19 protein-coding genes and 1 riboswitch are annotated in these 16,353 nt (G+C 39.3%); of the genes, 15 read left to right on the top strand and 4 right to left on the bottom strand.

The genetic code is table 11. The features are described from left to right. Nucleotides 1-55: 55 nt before the first annotated feature. The 9 genes from racE (at nt 56) to yidD (ending at nt 5,887) form a co-directional block, all read left to right on the top strand. On the top strand, nt 56-871 hold the full coding sequence (racE, locus tag H7T93_RS02760) for a glutamate racemase (protein WP_002883619.1): 816 nt from the start codon (nt 56-58) through the stop codon (nt 869-871). Next, on the top strand, nt 864-1,838 hold the full coding sequence (locus H7T93_RS02765; RefSeq protein ID WP_014633870.1) for a nucleoside-triphosphate diphosphatase: 975 nt from the start codon (nt 864-866) through the stop codon (nt 1,836-1,838). Before racE ends, H7T93_RS02765 begins: the two co-directional genes overlap by 8 nt. Continuing rightward, entirely contained in the window at nt 1,820-2,341 is a 522-nt protein-coding gene (locus H7T93_RS02770) for a metallophosphoesterase (protein WP_014633871.1), read from the top strand. Before H7T93_RS02765 ends, H7T93_RS02770 begins: the two co-directional genes overlap by 19 nt. After that, nucleotides 2,338-2,820 carry a cyclic-di-AMP-binding protein CbpB gene (gene cbpB / locus H7T93_RS02775; RefSeq protein ID WP_002883680.1) on the top strand — a complete coding sequence of 161 codons (483 nt, stop codon included), beginning with the start codon at nt 2,338-2,340 and terminating at the stop codon, nt 2,818-2,820. The genes H7T93_RS02770 and cbpB overlap by 4 nt, the downstream gene beginning before the upstream one ends. Beyond that, on the top strand, nt 2,774-3,535 hold the full coding sequence (xerD, locus tag H7T93_RS02780; RefSeq protein ID WP_073685702.1) for a site-specific tyrosine recombinase XerD: 762 nt from the start codon (nt 2,774-2,776) through the stop codon (nt 3,533-3,535). The genes cbpB and xerD overlap by 47 nt, the downstream gene beginning before the upstream one ends. Continuing rightward, a complete protein-coding gene (locus H7T93_RS02785; RefSeq protein WP_022496361.1) occupies nt 3,535-4,248 on the top strand; it encodes a segregation/condensation protein A in 714 nt (237 codons plus the stop codon). The genes xerD and H7T93_RS02785 overlap by 1 nt, the downstream gene beginning before the upstream one ends. Further along, entirely contained in the window at nt 4,241-4,822 is a 582-nt protein-coding gene (scpB, locus tag H7T93_RS02790; protein WP_022496360.1) for an SMC-Scp complex subunit ScpB, read from the top strand. The genes H7T93_RS02785 and scpB overlap by 8 nt, the downstream gene beginning before the upstream one ends. A gap of 91 nt (nt 4,823-4,913) precedes the next feature. Continuing rightward, nucleotides 4,914-5,639 (top strand): pseudouridine synthase, encoded by a 726-nt coding sequence (locus tag H7T93_RS02795; RefSeq protein ID WP_002883686.1) that lies wholly within the window; start codon nt 4,914-4,916, stop codon nt 5,637-5,639. After that, nucleotides 5,639-5,887 (top strand): membrane protein insertion efficiency factor YidD, encoded by a 249-nt coding sequence (yidD, locus tag H7T93_RS02800; RefSeq protein WP_013990033.1) that lies wholly within the window; start codon nt 5,639-5,641, stop codon nt 5,885-5,887. Before H7T93_RS02795 ends, yidD begins: the two co-directional genes overlap by 1 nt. Before the next feature lie 22 nt (nt 5,888-5,909). Here the strand turns inward: yidD and H7T93_RS02805 are convergent, their stop codons facing one another. Beyond that, nucleotides 5,910-7,349 carry a TrkH family potassium uptake protein gene (locus tag H7T93_RS02805; RefSeq protein ID WP_022496358.1) on the bottom strand — a complete coding sequence of 480 codons (1,440 nt, stop codon included), beginning with the start codon at nt 7,347-7,349 and terminating at the stop codon, nt 5,910-5,912. A 6-nt stretch (nt 7,350-7,355) separates the two neighbouring features. Then, nucleotides 7,356-8,705 (bottom strand): Trk system potassium transporter TrkA, encoded by a 1,350-nt coding sequence (trkA, locus tag H7T93_RS02810; RefSeq protein ID WP_022496357.1) that lies wholly within the window; start codon nt 8,703-8,705, stop codon nt 7,356-7,358. Nucleotides 8,706-8,996: 291 nt separating this feature from the next. Here trkA and H7T93_RS02815 point away from each other — a divergent pair, with 291 nt between their 5' ends. The 6 genes from H7T93_RS02815 (at nt 8,997) to H7T93_RS02840 (ending at nt 14,798) form a co-directional block, all read left to right on the top strand. Beyond that, a complete protein-coding gene (locus H7T93_RS02815) occupies nt 8,997-9,506 on the top strand; it encodes a tRNA (cytidine(34)-2'-O)-methyltransferase (protein WP_002883735.1) in 510 nt (169 codons plus the stop codon). An 86-nt stretch (nt 9,507-9,592) separates the two neighbouring features. Further along, nucleotides 9,593-9,715, top strand: a riboswitch (FMN riboswitch). A gap of 80 nt (nt 9,716-9,795) precedes the next feature. Next, a complete protein-coding gene (locus tag H7T93_RS02820) occupies nt 9,796-10,353 on the top strand; it encodes an ECF transporter S component (RefSeq protein WP_022496034.1) in 558 nt (185 codons plus the stop codon). A 2-nt stretch (nt 10,354-10,355) separates the two neighbouring features. Beyond that, nucleotides 10,356-11,006 (top strand): phosphatase PAP2 family protein, encoded by a 651-nt coding sequence (locus H7T93_RS02825; RefSeq protein WP_022496033.1) that lies wholly within the window; start codon nt 10,356-10,358, stop codon nt 11,004-11,006. 178 nt (nt 11,007-11,184) lie between these two features. After that, nucleotides 11,185-12,084, top strand: coding sequence for a helix-turn-helix transcriptional regulator (locus tag H7T93_RS02830; RefSeq protein WP_073685698.1), 900 nt, complete (start codon nt 11,185-11,187; stop codon nt 12,082-12,084). Nucleotides 12,085-12,258: 174 nt separating this feature from the next. Beyond that, on the top strand, nt 12,259-14,355 hold the full coding sequence (locus H7T93_RS02835; protein WP_175057392.1) for a peptide cleavage/export ABC transporter: 2,097 nt from the start codon (nt 12,259-12,261) through the stop codon (nt 14,353-14,355). 110 nt (nt 14,356-14,465) lie between these two features. Then, a complete protein-coding gene (locus H7T93_RS02840) occupies nt 14,466-14,798 on the top strand; it encodes a DUF805 domain-containing protein (protein WP_002886546.1) in 333 nt (110 codons plus the stop codon). Nucleotides 14,799-14,848: 50 nt separating this feature from the next. Here the strand turns inward: H7T93_RS02840 and H7T93_RS09945 are convergent, their stop codons facing one another. After that, a complete protein-coding gene (locus H7T93_RS09945; protein ID WP_230310562.1) occupies nt 14,849-15,490 on the bottom strand; it encodes a DUF4153 domain-containing protein in 642 nt (213 codons plus the stop codon). A 66-nt stretch (nt 15,491-15,556) separates the two neighbouring features. Next, nucleotides 15,557-16,243, bottom strand: coding sequence for an urease cluster protein (locus H7T93_RS09950; protein ID WP_230310563.1), 687 nt, complete (start codon nt 16,241-16,243; stop codon nt 15,557-15,559). Nucleotides 16,244-16,353: the final 110 nt, after the last annotated feature.

Below are 16,353 nucleotides of genomic sequence, written 5' to 3' on the forward strand. Positions count from 1 at the left end.
AGCTGGGACGTGAATCTCAGCTTTTTACATGTAACCTAGGGGATAAGGAGGCAAGATGGATAATCGACCTATAGGATTTTTAGATTCTGGTGTCGGAGGACTGACGGTGGTACGTGAACTTAAACGTCAGTTGCCTCACGAGTCTATTGTTTATATTGGTGACTCTGCTAGGGCACCGTATGGTCCTAGACCGGCAGAACAAATTAGACAGTATACCTGGCAGTTGGTTAAATTCCTTCTGACCAAAGATGTAAAGATGATTGTTATTGCCTGTAATACGGCAACAGCAGTAGTTTGGGAGGAAATCAAAGGAGCCCTGGATATCCCAGTGCTAGGTGTAGTTTTGCCTGGTTCTAGTGCGGCTATTAAGTCTAGCCAATCGGGTCATATTGGTGTCATTGGGACTCCAATGACGATTGCCTCTAACATCTATGAACAAAAAATTAAGCATTTGGCACCACAAATGAATGTCTTGAGTTTATCTTGTCCTCGCTTTGCCCCTATTGTTGAATCCAATGAAATTAACTCAAGTGTGGCTAAAAAAATTGTTTATGAAAGCATGGCACCTTTAGTCGGTAAGGTAGATACCTTGGTTTTGGGTTGCACCCATTACCCACTTTTACGTCCCATCATCCAAAATGTTATGGGGCCAAGTGTCAAGCTAATTGATAGCGGAGCTGAAACAGTTCGTGATGTTTCTGTTTTGCTCAATTATTTTGAGATTAATCGCAGCCGTGAAGTCGAAGACAAGACGGAAGAATATTACACCACGGCTAGTGTGCTTGGTTTTAAAGAAATCGCAGAACAATGGCTAGGTGAAGAAGTTGCTGTCCAACATGTCGATTTGGACAAGGAGTTAGAAAATGACTAAATCAATTTTTGAATATAAAGACGAACAAGACTGGTATTTGGCTAGTTTTGGAAGCTACAATCACTTGACTTGTTTTGGTGGTGATGAGGCCTATGAACAATTTGTTGACTTTTTCCAAGCCTTGACTAACGTTTTGGCTGTTAGTGGCCTTCAGTTACATATTGCTAAACATTCTTCAGACCTTCGCTTAGTATCCTTTATTTTGGATTGCTTGAAAGAGGAAACTGGTCGTGACTTAGCTGTTACGCAACATCAAGGGGCTTTGGTAGTTAGTGAAGGAGATAAGCTTGTCTATGTGCATGTGCCTAGAGAGGGTGTCGCCTTGAGTGATTTCTTTGGTTCTGATAACAAATCAGACTTTGGTGATGTCCTATTGATTGCGACACGCAATGAGGGAAAAACCAAGGAATTTCGTAAACTATTTGGAAAACTAGGCATTAAGGTAGAGAATCTTAATGATTATCCAGACCTTCCTGAAGTTGCTGAAACGGGTATGACCTTTGAAGAAAATGCACGCTTGAAGGCGGAGACCATTTCTGAATTAACTGGTAAAATGGTCCTCTCAGATGACTCTGGTTTGCAGGTAGATGTTCTTGGAGGTTTACCAGGAGTTTGGTCTGCACGCTTTGCAGGTCCTGATGCTACGGATGCTGAAAATAATGCTAAATTATTGCACGAGCTAGCTATGGTGCTTGATGATAGCAAACGTACTGCGAACTTCCATACAACCCTAGTTGTTGCGGCCCCTGGACGTGATAGTTTGGTTGTTGATGCCGACTGGAAGGGTTATATTGGCCGAGAACCGAAAGGTGACAATGGTTTTGGTTATGATCCACTCTTTTTAGTTGGTAATACAGGTAAAACGGCAGCAGAGCTTTCTGCAGAAGAGAAAAATGAACAATCTCACCGTGGACAAGCTGTTAAGAAACTTATGGAGGTCTTCCCAGCATGGCAGAACAAACAATAATCGTAATGAGCGACTCCCACGGAGAACGTGACATTGTAGTAGATATAAAAAATCGTTATCAGGGGAAGGTAGATGCTATTTTCCACAACGGAGATTCTGAGTTAGAATCAAGTGATCCTGTCTGGGACGGTATCCATGTGGTTCGTGGTAACTGTGATTATGATTCAGGTTATCCAGAACGTTTGGTCGTTAAACTTGGTGATGTGATTATTGCACAAACACATGGTCATCTTTATGGCATTAATTTTACCTGGGACAAGTTAGATCTTTGGGCGCAACAAGAGGATGCAGATATTTGTCTCTATGGACACTTGCATGCGGCAGCAGCTTGGCGAAATGGTAAGACAGTGTTTATCAACCCAGGTTCTGTTTCGCAGCCACGTGGGCCTATCCATGAGAAACTTTATGCTAAGGTGATTATAAACAGTGCAAAAATTCGTGTGGAATATTACACACGTGACCATGAACTTTATTCAGAACTTACACAGGAATTTGAACGATGATTGCTAAAGAATTTGAAGATTTTTTGTTGGCTCATTTAGATAATTATTTAATTCCATCAGATCAGGTTGCTATTTTTATTGATAGTCACAACGCTGATCATGTGGTCTTGCTTTTGACAAGCAATGGTTATTCGCGCGTTCCCGTTTTGACTAAGGATAAGCACTATCTTGGGACCATATCTTTAACGGATATTAAGCGTTATCAAGATGAACATAACTTGCAAGAGTGGGAGATGGTTAACCGTGATATCGGGCCGATGACATCAGATGTTGTGGAAACAGTGGAAGATAATGCCAATCTAAATGAGGTAATGCATAAGCTAGTTAATAATCCTTTCCTTCCTGTGGTTGACAGCCAAGGTATTTTCAAAGGAATTATCACACGAAAATCGATTCTAAAGGCGGTTAATAGCCTCTTACATGACTTTACACATGACTATATCATCATTCCAAAAACAACTGACAACTCAGATCACTGATTTTCTGGCTACTAAGGTCATTTCAGAGAGCTCAAAGCAAGCTTATGCTTATGATCTTAAGCAGTTTACAACTTTGATTTCAGGACAAATTGATCAAACCACTTTAAAGCTCTATGAAAACCAACTCAAGGAATGGAAGCCATCCGTACAAAAACGTAAGCGCTCTGCGGTCAATCAATTTTTACTATATCTCTATCAAAAGGGTGAATTAGCGAATTTTTTCAAACTATCAGAGATGGTAACGCCACCTTCTCAGGAGGATAAGATGCAGATACTGGATCTTTCGTCGCTTTATGAGGGACGTGAAGGGGCTGGGAAACTGGCCTGTCTGCTGATTCTAGAGTTGGGGCTCTTGCCTTCAGAGATTTTGGAGTTGGACTGGTCCGATATCGACTTGGATTTTGGTGTTGTAACTGTGGCCAAGGGAACGACTAAGCGTGTTCTTAGACTTGAAGCAGATTTGAAACAGTATTTGTTGGCTATTAAAGATGTGAACAGTCAGGGATTGCTTTTGGGTAAGGTCTATACTCGACAATGGCTGTATAAGCAAATCCAGACTTATGTTAGTGACTGTGGCTTATCGAATGTGACTGCTCAAGTCTTGCGTCAGCAATTTATTCTTAGACAAATTGAAAAGGGAACGGGCGCCTTTGAACTTGCTCGTTTACTGGGACTAAAAAGTCCAGTGACCTTGGAGAAATACTATAAAATCTAATGGATATTAAGTTAAAAGATTTTGAGGGGCCACTGGATTTGTTGCTCCATCTGGTTTCTAAGTATGAGGTAGATATTTACGATGTCCCCATTGTTGAGGTTATTGAGCAATACTTGGCTTATTTGGCAACCTTGCAAGCCATGAAGCTTGAAGTTGCTGGGGAATATATGCTTATGGCTAGTCAGCTCATGCTGATTAAGAGTCGTAAGCTTCTGCCGACAGTGGTGGAAGCTGAGCCAGAAGCAGATGATCCAGAACTAGAGCTCTTGAGTCAGTTGGAAGAATATGCACGCTTCAAAGCAATTAGTCAAGAGTTGGCTAAGCAGCATGAAGTGCGAGCTCAGTATTTTTCAAAACCAAAAGTTGAATTAGTTTATGAAGATGTGACGCTGAATCAGGATAAGACCATTCAAGACATTTTCTTGGCTTTTTCAAAAATCATGACTGAAAAGCAAGAAGAAATTCGCCGAAACCACACGACTATTGCGCGTGACGATTATAAAATTGAAGACATGATGCTGATTATTGAGGAAGCATTTGACTCAAAAAATGAGCTATATCTGGATGAACTTTTCACAGATGCTAAAGATATGAATCAAGTAATCACCCTCTTTTTGGCAACTCTTGAATTGATTAAAGTCCATCGCATATCAGTACAACAGGAAACAATTTTTGGCACAATCACACTAAGAAAGGAATGGACGAATGAGTAGTCACTTAGCACGATTAGAAGCTTTACTTTTTGTGGCTGGTGAAGATGGTCTTAGTCTACGTACTATAGCACAGCTTTTGGAAATGCCAGTGACGGGTCTGACTCAGTCTTTGGAGAAATTGCAAGCTAAGTACGAGGCAGATGAGGATTCAGCTCTGTGTTTATTGGAATCATCAAATACCTATAAGTTAGTGACTAAACCAGATTTTGCAAGTCTCCTTCGTGACTATTCTAAAACGCCTATTAACCAGAGTTTATCACGAGCGAGTCTTGAGGTCCTCTCTATAGTTGCGTATAAACAGCCCATTACTCGTGCTGAAGTCGATGACATTAGAGGTGTTAATTCTAGTGGTGCTATTGCTAAACTTCAGGCCTTCGATCTTATTCAAGAGGCTGGTAAAAAGGATGCTGTCGGTCGTCCTAACCTATATGCGACTACTGATTATTTCCTAGACTATATGGGCATTAACAGTTTAGACGAGCTTGTGGCGATTGATCAACTAGAACTTGAAGAGCAGGAAACGAGTCTCTTTAGGGAAGATGCTTCAGAGGAGCTTGAGGACTTGGACAATTAAGAGTAAACCTTGTTGAAACTAATCATTAAAAATAAAGAAACATAGCAGAGATGCTAGGTAGAAAGGATACAGCTTAAGCTGTAGAAAAAGAATGCGAATTAATAAATATATTGCCCACGCTGGTGTGGCCAGCCGTCGTAAGGCTGAGGAACTGATTAAAGAGGGTCGTGTGACCCTAAATGGTAAGACCGTTACGGAATTGGCAACAATTGTCAAAAATGGTGATATTGTAGAGGTAAATGGTAGCCCAATTTATAATGAAGAGAAGGTCTATTATCTTCTTAATAAGCCACGGGGGGTTATTTCTTCGGTATCTGATGAGAAAAATCGTAAGACGGTGATTGACCTCATGCCCCACGTTAAGGAACGTATCTATCCTGTTGGTCGTCTTGACTGGGATACGACGGGGCTTCTTATTTTGACTAATGATGGTGACTTTACCGATAAGATGATTCACCCACGTAATGAGATTGACAAGGTTTATTTGGCGCGTGTCAAAGGTATTGCGACCAAGGAGAACCTCCGTCCATTAACTCGTGGTGTGGTCATTGATGGCAAGAAAACCAAGCCAGCACGTTACAATATTATCAAAGTTGACCATGAAAAGAATCGTTCAGTTGTCGAATTGACAATTCATGAAGGGCGTAACCACCAGGTTAAGAAAATGTTTGAATCAGTGGGCTTGCTCGTTGATAAGTTGTCTCGTACCCGTTTTGGAACCCTTGATTTGACAGGGCTTCGTCCAGGTGAATCACGCCGTCTAAATAAGAAAGAAATCAGCCAGCTTCATAACGCTGCTGTCAATAAGGTCAAATAATGAAAAGATTTCTGATTGCCTTGGTCAGGGCTTATCAGAGATGGATTTCTCCCCTATTTCCACCGTCTTGTCGTTTTCGTCCAACTTGTTCGGTTTATATGATCCAAGCAATAGAAAAGCATGGCTTAAAGGGAGTTCTTATGGGAATTGCCCGTATCTTAAGATGTCACCCTTTATCAGAGACTGGAGATGATCCGGTGCCAGATTATTTTAGTCTAAAACGTAATAAAACTCCTTTGGATAAATGAATCCAAAGGAGTTTTTCTATGCTTAAGTTTTTGACCAAGTTTTTGGTAGGAAGAGGAGTAATAAAGGATAGATTTCCAAACGTCCTGCAATCATAGCAAATCCCATGATAAGCTTAGATAAAGGACTGAAAATAGCAAAGCTATCACTCGTTCCAAGTAAAGGTCCAATGTTGTTAAAGGTTGAAGCAGCAGCACTTGTCACAATCAAGAGGTCTTGATTATCCAGTGACAAAACAGTGACTAAACTTAGTATAATGAGTACATATACAGCTAGGTATTTGAGAACACTGTGCTGCGTTTCTTTATCGAGAACACTTCCATTAATATGAAGTGACAGGATACGATTAGGATAGAGGCTAGCCAGGGTCTGATTTCGTGCAATCTTAGCAATAATCATAGCACGGATAACCTTGAAACCACCAGCTGTAGAACCTGCTGACCCTCCGATAAACATCAGGAGGAGTAGGATATACTGAGAAAAGAGTGGCCATTTGGTAATATCTGTCAGACCAAAACCGGTTGTTGTGATGATAGTTGACACTTCGAAAAATGAGTATTTGAAAGAGTCAGCCAAATTGTGGTAGATTCCAAAAATATTGAGGATAATTAAACCAGTTGAAATAGCCACAATCGCAAAGTAGGTACGTAGTTCTTCATCTTGGAAGAAAAACTTGATTTTGCGAAGGAGGATATAGAAATAAAGGTTGAAGTTAACCCCAAAGAGTAGGGTACCAACAGTAACCACATAGGTAATCAGATCGCTGTGGTAGTGGGCGATAGAGTCATTATAGACAGCAAATCCCCCAGTACCTGCGCCCCCCATAGCAGTGATGATACTATCAAAGATTGGCATACCGCAAAGCCAGAGAATAACAGCAAAAATAACGAACATGGTTAAATAGATGATGTAAAGAATTTGAGCTGTATTTTTGAGCTTGGCCACGACCTTACCAAAAACTGGACCAGGCACCTCTGCACGCATAACCTCATGGTGACCATTTTTACTGTTGTTCATGATGGCTAGGGCAAAGACCAATACCCCCATCCCTCCAATCAAGTGGGCGAAACTTCGCCAGAAGAGGAGGGAGTGGGTAAGTACTCCAGTATCTGTGAGAATAGTAGCCCCCGTGGTTGTGAAACCAGAGCTCATCTCGAAGAAGGCATCAATGACACTTGGAATCTGACCAGCAAAGACGAAGGGCAATCCTCCAAAGAAGGACCAGAGCACCCAACAGAGGGCTACAATAAGCATCCCTTCTTTGGTGTAAATATGGTAGTTCTTCGGTTTAAAGAGAGTACCAAGTACTCCGAGAAAGAGGAGAATCCCCATCGTACCCAAGATGCTGGCAAATACTTTGGCATCTTCTTGATAAATGAGGGCAACGATAAGTGGTACAACCAAGAGAGCAGCCTCAATAAGCAGAAGCTTGGCAATAAGAAAACGGACAATAGATCGATTCATGGCAGCTTACCTCTTCAACAAGTCGTAAATATGAGTTACATTTTGTAAGAGTGTAACGATCACGATTTTATCCCCAATAGCGAGTCTGTCTTCTCCCGTTGGGAAAATAGATTTTCCATTGCGAATAATAGCAGCGATAAGGACACCATTAGCAAATTCAAGCTCAGAAAGTTTCTTCCCAGCGATTTTGTTGTTTTCCTTAATTTGGAATTGCAAGGTTTCGATACGACCATTAGCCACATGGTGAAGGGCATCGAGGCTAGAATCTTTAGCATTATAACGCCCACGGACAAAGTGCATTACAGTGTCAACGGCAATACTCTTAGGTGTGACAATTGTTGTTGTCTCACGTGTATCGATAATCTCTAAAAGACTGGTACGGTTGACTTTAGTAATATTCTTGTGAATACCAAGGCTTTCGAGGAACATAGAGGTGATGATATTTTCTTCATCTACTCCAGTTAGGGTAGCTACGGCATCATAACTGGATGCACTTTCCTCGAGAAGAAGGTCTTTAGCAGTACCGTCACCTAAGATAACAGAAACTTCAGGGAAGACCTGACTAAAGGTTTGTGCACGGTCCATTTTTTGCTCAATCAATTTGACCTTAATACGATTGTTTTTCAAGATATTGAGCAAGTAGTAGGAGATACGTCCAGCACCAATCAACAAAAGTTTTTTGATGCTTTTTGGCTTGATGTAACTGTGGAAAAGCGCCATATCAACACGTTTACCAGTGACATAAATCTTATCCCCAATTTGCATGGTAGCATTCCCATCTGGAATGATGAGTTCACCTTGACGGTCAATCGTACAAACTAGAATATTGCCGAATTTCTTACGGAATTGTTCCATTGTCATACCAGACAATTGGCTATTTTCAGTGACTTTAAATGCCATCAGGATAACACGTCCGTTAGCAAAGGTTTCTACTGATAGAGCATTTGGAAATTCAACTGTATTGGCAATATAGCGAGCTGTTAAAAGTTCAGGATTAACTACTAATGAGAATCCAAGAAAGTTCTTGTCTTTGAAATAAGCATTTGAGTATTCTGGGTTACGCACACGAACAATGGTTTCTTTGGCACCCATTTGTTTAGCCAGAACGGCTGAAATCATGTTTACTTCATCTTTATCAGTCATAGCGATAAAAACATCGCAGTTGTTAACCTCGGCTTGTTCCAAGATTTTGAAATTAGCCCCATTACCAGCAAAGCCCATCACATCGTAACGTTTGCTGAGTCGTTTGAGGACCTCTTCTTTTTCTTCAATTAAAATAACATCGTGCTTCTCTTCAACAAGAGAGCGACAGAGTGCGGTACCGACTTTACCGGCACCTACGACAATAATACGCATGAGTTACCTCCAAATAATCATTACTATGATACTCTATTTTAGCTGAAAAATCACCCTTTTCGGCTAGCTTTATCAACTGTTCTTATTTAAAGTGAATAATGAAGTTATAAAAGTTACTTTTTTTTCTTAAAATAGTGTTGACTTTTACACTAGAAGTGCTAAAATATATTCAAAGATTCGTTATTTTAAATCTAACCTGTCATGATTTAAGCTAATGAACGTCCACAACCATGTCGTCTGCTGAGCTTGACTCCGGGCGACATGGTATTTTTTATGTCTAGGAGAATTGAGATGTCACGTAATCATATTGTCTTGTTTGAACCTCGCATTCCGCAAAATACTGGGAATATCGCTCGTACCTGTGCAGCGACTAACAGCCCTCTTCATATCATTCGTCCTATGGGATTTCCAATTGATGACAAGAAGATGAAGCGTGCAGGCCTTGACTACTGGGATAAACTTGACATCACCTACTATGACAATTTGGCTGATTTTATGTCTAAAAATCAAGATGGCCGTTTGCATTTAGTCACGAAGTTTGCAGATAAGACTTATTCAGACGAGAATTATGCTGATGGCGGAGACCACTATTTTATGTTTGGTCGTGAAGATACGGGTCTGCCTGAAGATTTTATGCGTGAGCATCCTGAAAAAGCTATTCGTATTCCGATGAATGATGAACATGTGCGTAGTCTAAATGTGTCCAATACTGTTTGTATGATTGTTTATGAAGCACTTCGTCAGCAACAGTTTGCGGGGTTAGAGTTGAGCCATCGTTACCAGAATGATAAATTAAAATAGAGACTATTAATAGTCGTTGACTATCATTTGATTAGAAATCTATAAATCGAAAGCCTTGTCATCAAGGCTTTTTTGTGTTAATCTTAAAGGGTCTTCAGGGCAGGGTGAAATTCCCGACCGGCGGTGATTCTATGGATAAGTCCGCGAGCGCAAGCTGATGAGGTGCGATTCCTCAACCGACAGTACAGTCTGGATGGAAGAAGACCAGTCTTTTTGCGTAGTCTTTTTTGACATAGGCAAATACATTGGGAACTTCTTTCAAATTGTTAAAATTTGGAGGAATTTTTTTATGACAAACACACGTAAATTGGCTTATATTGCCATTTTATCCGCAGTTTCATTCTTATTGCTTTATTTTTCATTTCCATTGATTCCAGCAGCAGATTTTTTGAAGGTTGATTTTTCAATCCTTCCAGTTCTTATCGCCTTGGTTATCTTTGATTTTAAGAGTGCTATTGGCGTTCTCTTACTTCGTTCATTGTTGAAGCTCTTGCTAAACAATGGTGGTCCAGGATCAATGATTGGACTTCCTATGAATTTCGTTGCTCTAGGAGTCTTTGTTTGGGGCCTAAGCTATTTTTGGAAAAAGAATCAAACGAGTAAGAATTATATTCTTGGATCTGTTTTGGGTACTGTCTTGCTTACAGTTGCTATGGTAGCACTTAACTATATTTATGCAGTACCACTCTATGCCAAATTTGCCAACTTTGATATTGCGCAATTTATAGGTCTCTATAAATACCTTTTCGCTATGGTAGTACCTTTCAATTTACTTGAAGGATTAATTTTTGCAGTAGCCTTTGCTCTGATTTATGCTCCACTTAAGTCTATTCTAGTAAAATTATAAATATGAAACACAAACACACACATTATATTTATGCTTCTTTTGCCTTATTGTTATTTGTTGCTCTCGGTTACATGGTTAAGTTCTACCCTGAAGCCTTGACAGGATTTGATAGCAACATTCAAACTTGGGTTCGAGGAGACTTACCAGCAGGATTGACACGCTTTTTTAAAACGATTACCATACTTGGGAATACGCCCGTACAGGCTATTATTGCAATCGTAGCAGTAATCTGGCTTTATCTACGTCAGTATAAAGCAGAAGCTATCTTTGTAGGTGCCAGTGGGCTTCTCGCTAGTATCTTGATTGTAAGTTTGAAGTATATTTACCAGCGTCAACGCCCATCAATTACGCATTTAGTGCACGCTAGTGGTTATTCTTTCCCTAGTGGTCACTCTTTGGGAACTTTTATGATTCTTGGAGCAATTGCCATTGTTCTTGCTCAGCGTTTGGCGAAAAAAGAATCTAAAATAGCAGTTTATGGTATTACTGGGCTTCTGATTTTCCTTGTTGGACTTTCGCGTATTTATGTAGGTGTTCATTATCCAACAGATGTTTTAGCTGGCTTTACCTTAGCCTTTGGGTTGCTTAATGCTATTTATCCAACTTATGATCGCATTCGCTTTGAATGGCGATTCCAAAGTAAACAGAAATAAAAAAACATGTAGTTTTAAACTGCATGTTTTTTTGATACAAAGGAAGGTCTTTCCTATATAAAATGTATAAAAATAGCTTATTTTGACTATTGTTCTGTTAAAAATGCATTAACTGTATATTAATTATATTATAATTATGATATAATGTTTTTAAAATTTCGAAATAAAGGAGTGTCTCTTGAACATAAAAGACAGCATTGGACTAAGAATCAAAACTGAGCGTGATCGCCAGCAGATGTCACGTGAAGTGTTATGTTTAGATGGTGCGGAATTGACTGTTCGTCAGTTAATTCGCATTGAAAAAGGGGAGTCGCTCCCGTCTTTGGATAAATTATCTTATATTGCAAAACGTCTAGGAAAAAATATGACCGATTTATTGGATCATGATAATATTACTATCCCTGACGAATACTACGAGATGAAGAATCGTCTGATTAAGTTTCCAACGTATAGAAATCCAGAAAGAATAAAGGCTAAACTTGCCTTAATTGAGGAGGTCTATGAGAAATTCTTTGAACTTCTCCCAGAAGAAGAATTGTTAACTCTAGATATTTTGGAAAATATTTTGAGTTTTACTAGTTGGGAAGAGAGTCCTAAAGTTGAGGAAATATATGAAGACTTGTTTGAACAAGTCAAAAGGAAGAAGAAATTCTCAACTAACGATTTATTAGTTATTGACTATTATTTCTTCCATCTTTATGGAAGAAAGCAGTATGATAAAAAACTTTTTGAAAGAATCGTAAAGAGAGTATTAAATCAGGAAATTTGGACAGATGATGTCTATAATATTGTTTTATTTAACGATTTGATGGCTATCGCTGCTTTGAAGATTTTTCACAATTCCTTCTCAGACTTCTTAACAGTTGTGGATAAAGCCTTAGCTGTTATAGAAAAATCACAATTCTATAGCTATAAACCTAATGTTTTTGTTCTCAAAGCCAAATATGAACTTCTGCATAAAGGAAACAAGAAAGAGGCTGCAGAAAATTACGATAAGGCCATAATGTTTGCTTCCGTTTTAGAAGACTCGGTGCTAGAAGAAAGTATAAAGGCAGGTAAAGCGGCAGATGGTTTATAGAAATGGTGGTGACATAAATGTCACTACTTTTTTAATGGTTAAATGTTTACTATAGAAACATAAATAACAGTTAAAAGGAGTTTTATTTTGAAAAAACTAAAATTATTTACACTATTCTCACTACTTATTACTATCTTGCCTTATTTTGCAGGTTGTCTTTAATAAGGAGTCACCATGTCAAAATATCCATATATTTCACAGGTTGATCAGCGTGATTGTGGTGTCGCTGCCTTGGCTATGATTCTTAAACACTATGGTTCATCTTATAGTTTAGCTTATTTGCGAGAGTTGGCTCAGACTTCTCGTGAAGGTACTTCTGCGCTTGGTTTGGTGGAAGCGGCCAAGCAGTTGGGTCTTGAAACTCAGGCTATTCGTGCGGATTTAGACTTGTTTAAACAAGAAAACCTATCTTATCCTTTTATTGTACATGTGGTTAAAGAAGGTGGGCTGCAACATTATTATACGGTGTTTGGTCAAATCAAGGGGCAGCTTGTTATTGGTGATCCAGATCCTAGCAAGAAGGTCATTAAAATGCCCTTAGAGGAATTTGCCAAAGAGTGGACGGGAGTTACTCTCTTTTTTGTTCCAGGAGAAACCTACACTAAATACAAAGAAGATGTACCTGGACTTCTTTCATTTTTACCAATTTTGTTTCGTCGTAAGGGTTTGATTGCAGTTATTGTCTTATTAAGTTTTCTAGTGACCCTTGTTAATATTATTGGTTCTTATTATTTGCAAGCTATTATCGACCGTTTGATTCCTCAGGGGGCCTATAATCTTCTGACCATGATTTCGCTAGGCTTATGCATCTCTTATCTTGCTCAACAAGTTTTTACTTTTTTCAAAGATTATCTTCTACATCGATTGGGTAATTACCTGTCCATTGCTGTCATTCTTCCTTATATCAAGCATGTCCTTTCCTTGCCTATTAGTTTCTTTAGTTCACGTCGTACTGGTGAAATCACGTCACGTTTTGGAGATGCTAACACTATTATCGATGCTCTAGCTTCAACGATTTTATCGATTTTCCTAGATGTGACCATTGTGATGACTCTAGCTGTGGCTCTTATTGTACAAAATCAGTCACTTTTTGTGATGACTCTCACGGTAGTTCCTCTTTATGTTTTAATCATTGTGGTATTCTATAAGCTTTTTGAAAAGGAAAATTATCAATTGATGGAGGCAAATAGTCAGGTCAATACCGCTGTTATTGATGATTTGCGAGGTATTGAAACCTTAAAATCCTTGAGAGTTGAGGATAGACGTTATCGGGAAATTGAGGTGAAATTCCATGACTATTTGAAGAAGTCCTTGTCTAAGGCCAAGTGGCAATTAACGCAGGATGGGTTAAAGACAGGGGTTCAGTTAGTTTCTAATGTCTTTATCCTCTGGTATGGGGCACAATTGGTTATGGAAAGGCAACTATCTGCAGGTCAGTTGATTACCTATAATATGTTGTTGAATTATTTTACAACTCCTTTAATTAATATCATCAATCTCCAATCTAAAATTCAGCAAGCCAAAGTCGCCAATAATCGTCTTCAAGAAGTATATGTTGTGGACAAGGAAGAAAAAGGAAAACTTAAAGAGTTATCTTTTAAACAACTTGCTTTTAAAGGAGTTAGTCACCGTTTTAGTTATCAGCAAGAGACTCTTAGTAAGATTGATTTAACGATTCATAAGGGTGAGAAAATCGCCCTCATGGGTCAGAGTGGTTCTGGAAAAACGACCTTAGCTAAAATGTTGTCAGGTTATTATACGAAATCTAGTGGTCATGTAACCCTAGATAAAGATACCATTAGCCATGCGGAGTTGCGTCAAATGGTGACTTACGTTCCCCAGCAGACCTATGTGTTTACGGGGACGATTTTAGAGAATCTTCTATTAGGATTTGAAGGAGAAGTTGACGAGAAAAAGCTTATTAAAGTTTGCCAACAAGCTGATATCTTAGAGGATATTCAAAGAATGCCACTAGGCTTTCAGACCCAAGTATCTGAAGACGGTGGTTTGTCTGGCGGTCAAAAACAAAGATTAGCTATAGCAAGGGCTCTATTGTCCAAACAACCTATCTTGATTTTTGACGAAGCTACCAGTGGTCTCGATAGTGATACTGAAAGCAGGGTCATGGCTAATCTTGCTAAGATTAAACGAACAATGATTTTTATTGCTCACCGCAATAGTGTACGTCAACATGTCAGTCGTGTAGTGACCATGGTGAGTGGCCAGATTGAGTCAGACAGTGCTAATTTCAATCCATTCCAGTTTATTTAAAATAATCTTCCTATTATGTATGTAGATAACTTAAGAAGTCTAAATTTTCACATCTTGCACCTATCTTATTAATATAGTATACTGGTAACAGACTATTAAGAGGTGTAAACATGTTAGAGGCATATAAAAATTTTTGGTTAGGCTATCTCGATTTTTATGGTCGTACAAAACGATCAGACTATTGGTGGGTTGTCTTGATTAATGGAATTATCGGTAGTTTGATTTTCCTACTGATGGACTTACTTGGGGAAACAAGAGCTGCTGGCTTTACATTGACAGCTTTCATTCTATTTATAGCAGCAACGGCGCTTCCTACCATTTCTATGCAGATTCGACGTCTACGTGATGCCAATTTCAATGTTGCTTGGATTGTATTAAAAGCGACACCACTACTAGTAGTACTTTGGGTGATGTATGCCTTTCCTACAAGAGATTCAAAATAACTCCAATATAAAAAGGGTGAAACTAGTTAATCTAGTTCCACTCTTTTTTCTTATAAAATAAAGCTACCTAAGAGGCTAACCAAGGTGAAGCTGATAGTTGCATAAAATACAGCGAGACGGGTTGCCTGGATAGGCTTATAAAGTCTAATAAGTGTTAGGACACACCAAATAAAGAGTACTGTGACAAGCCAACCTGACAGTAAGCGACGTGGCGTTACACCATAGAGTGCTATATAAACGCCAAAGAGTTTCCAGCCGGCGATAAGGGCAAAGAGGCTAGCAAAAGTAAAGAGTAGGGTACTCAACAAACGAAGCCCCTTGTGGGTGAAGAAGTTTTCTTTAGAAAAAATGTAAAGTCCAGCTAGGATTCCCAAGTTAAGGGTAGAGACTCGAACTAATTGCCAGAAGCCCTGAACAGCAATATGTGAGGCTTGATGAGCTGGAATGTTGACTTGGTTGAGAGAAAGGAGTTCTCCCATTTGACTAGTGGCAGTTAATATGAATAGGGCATAAGTAAGGCAGAGGCTTCCGAGTACGATATAAGCTGCTACTTTTGGAAACTGACGGGTTGTTTTAAGACGGCCTTCAAATCGTTTTTGACTAAGTGGCTTTTCTTTTGCCAAATAGGTTGCAACGAGTTGAGCAAAAAGTCCTAGAGCCAGAGGGATACTGGTTATTAAACGAGAGAACAATAATCCGTTATCCTTGAAGGTGATAGTGAAATCAAGTAGAGTAGCAAGTGTCTGGAAGAACTGTTGTCAAAGTTGTCCGAAAGCAGGCAAGACCTGACTAAGCTGACTAGCAGCGAATACAGTCAGTACCAAGGCAATCATGATACTAATGAGAATCATCCATTTGTGGTTCTGAACTGCGTGCTTTTCTTCTTCAGAAAGCTCTTGTTTAGGTGCTGTTTTATAGAGTAGTGTCCAGGCTCCGATAAAGAAATATTTCAGTGGGAAGATGCAGCTAGTGTATATGAGGTCTAGCCAAACCATAATTCCCAAACGGTCTTGACTACTTTGTCCAGTACGTGCCATTAAGTAAAGGAGGATACTCGCATGAAGGCAAAGAATCTGAGCGCTCCCCCAGTTGTCGTGCAGACCCCAAAGACTAATTTGTAAACCTTGTAGTAGACTAGTGACCATAAATATTGCCGATTCAAGTCGCATTCTCTTTGCTTTTCCACCTAATAGACGACAGCCCAGTTCAATCGTACTTATCAAGACAAGGGTTGTTGGAAAGGCAAAGGAAAAATGGGTCAAGTAAGTGACATACAGGAAGCAGGCCACGAGACAGGCGACAATCAGTCCCTTAATTTTCCAAATGTCTTTTGGTGAAAAATATTCCAAGAGTTTCTTGGTTTTGGTTTGAAGACTAGTCTTTTCGTCGGAATATTCCTGGGAGACTAGCTGTAAATTAGTAGTATAGTTATTTGTTTCCATCATAATTCTCCTTTTGGATGTTAGTCCAAAAAAGACTTTATCATAAAAAATGTTCATTTTTGTCACCCAACTGTAAAATTACTAAAAATAGGTCTATGGACTTAGGTCTGGAG

It is taken from the genome of Streptococcus sp. 9.1, from assembly GCF_016648815.1.
GTDB classification, from domain to species: domain Bacteria; phylum Bacillota; class Bacilli; order Lactobacillales; family Streptococcaceae; genus Streptococcus; species Streptococcus salivarius_E.

Coding starts and splice junctions, on each gene's coding strand:
- racE (WP_002883619.1), top strand. CDS start 56: ATGGATAATCGACCTATAGGATTTTTAGATTCTGGTGTCGGAGGACTG.
- H7T93_RS02765 (WP_014633870.1), top strand. CDS start 864: ATGACTAAATCAATTTTTGAATATAAAGACGAACAAGACTGGTATTTG.
- H7T93_RS02770 (WP_014633871.1), top strand. CDS start 1,820: ATGGCAGAACAAACAATAATCGTAATGAGCGACTCCCACGGAGAACGT.
- cbpB (WP_002883680.1), top strand. CDS start 2,338: ATGATTGCTAAAGAATTTGAAGATTTTTTGTTGGCTCATTTAGATAAT.
- xerD (WP_073685702.1), top strand. CDS start 2,774: ATGACTATATCATCATTCCAAAAACAACTGACAACTCAGATCACTGAT.
- H7T93_RS02785 (WP_022496361.1), top strand. CDS start 3,535: ATGGATATTAAGTTAAAAGATTTTGAGGGGCCACTGGATTTGTTGCTC.
- scpB (WP_022496360.1), top strand. CDS start 4,241: ATGAGTAGTCACTTAGCACGATTAGAAGCTTTACTTTTTGTGGCTGGT.
- H7T93_RS02795 (WP_002883686.1), top strand. CDS start 4,914: ATGCGAATTAATAAATATATTGCCCACGCTGGTGTGGCCAGCCGTCGT.
- yidD (WP_013990033.1), top strand. CDS start 5,639: ATGAAAAGATTTCTGATTGCCTTGGTCAGGGCTTATCAGAGATGGATT.
- H7T93_RS02805 (WP_022496358.1), bottom strand. CDS start 7,349: ATGAATCGATCTATTGTCCGTTTTCTTATTGCCAAGCTTCTGCTTATT.
- trkA (WP_022496357.1), bottom strand. CDS start 8,705: ATGCGTATTATTGTCGTAGGTGCCGGTAAAGTCGGTACCGCACTCTGT.
- H7T93_RS02815 (WP_002883735.1), top strand. CDS start 8,997: ATGTCACGTAATCATATTGTCTTGTTTGAACCTCGCATTCCGCAAAAT.
- H7T93_RS02820 (WP_022496034.1), top strand. CDS start 9,796: ATGACAAACACACGTAAATTGGCTTATATTGCCATTTTATCCGCAGTT.
- H7T93_RS02825 (WP_022496033.1), top strand. CDS start 10,356: ATGAAACACAAACACACACATTATATTTATGCTTCTTTTGCCTTATTG.
- H7T93_RS02835 (WP_175057392.1), top strand. CDS start 12,259: ATGTCAAAATATCCATATATTTCACAGGTTGATCAGCGTGATTGTGGT.
- H7T93_RS02840 (WP_002886546.1), top strand. CDS start 14,466: ATGTTAGAGGCATATAAAAATTTTTGGTTAGGCTATCTCGATTTTTAT.
- H7T93_RS09950 (WP_230310563.1), bottom strand. CDS start 16,243: ATGATGGAAACAAATAACTATACTACTAATTTACAGCTAGTCTCCCAG.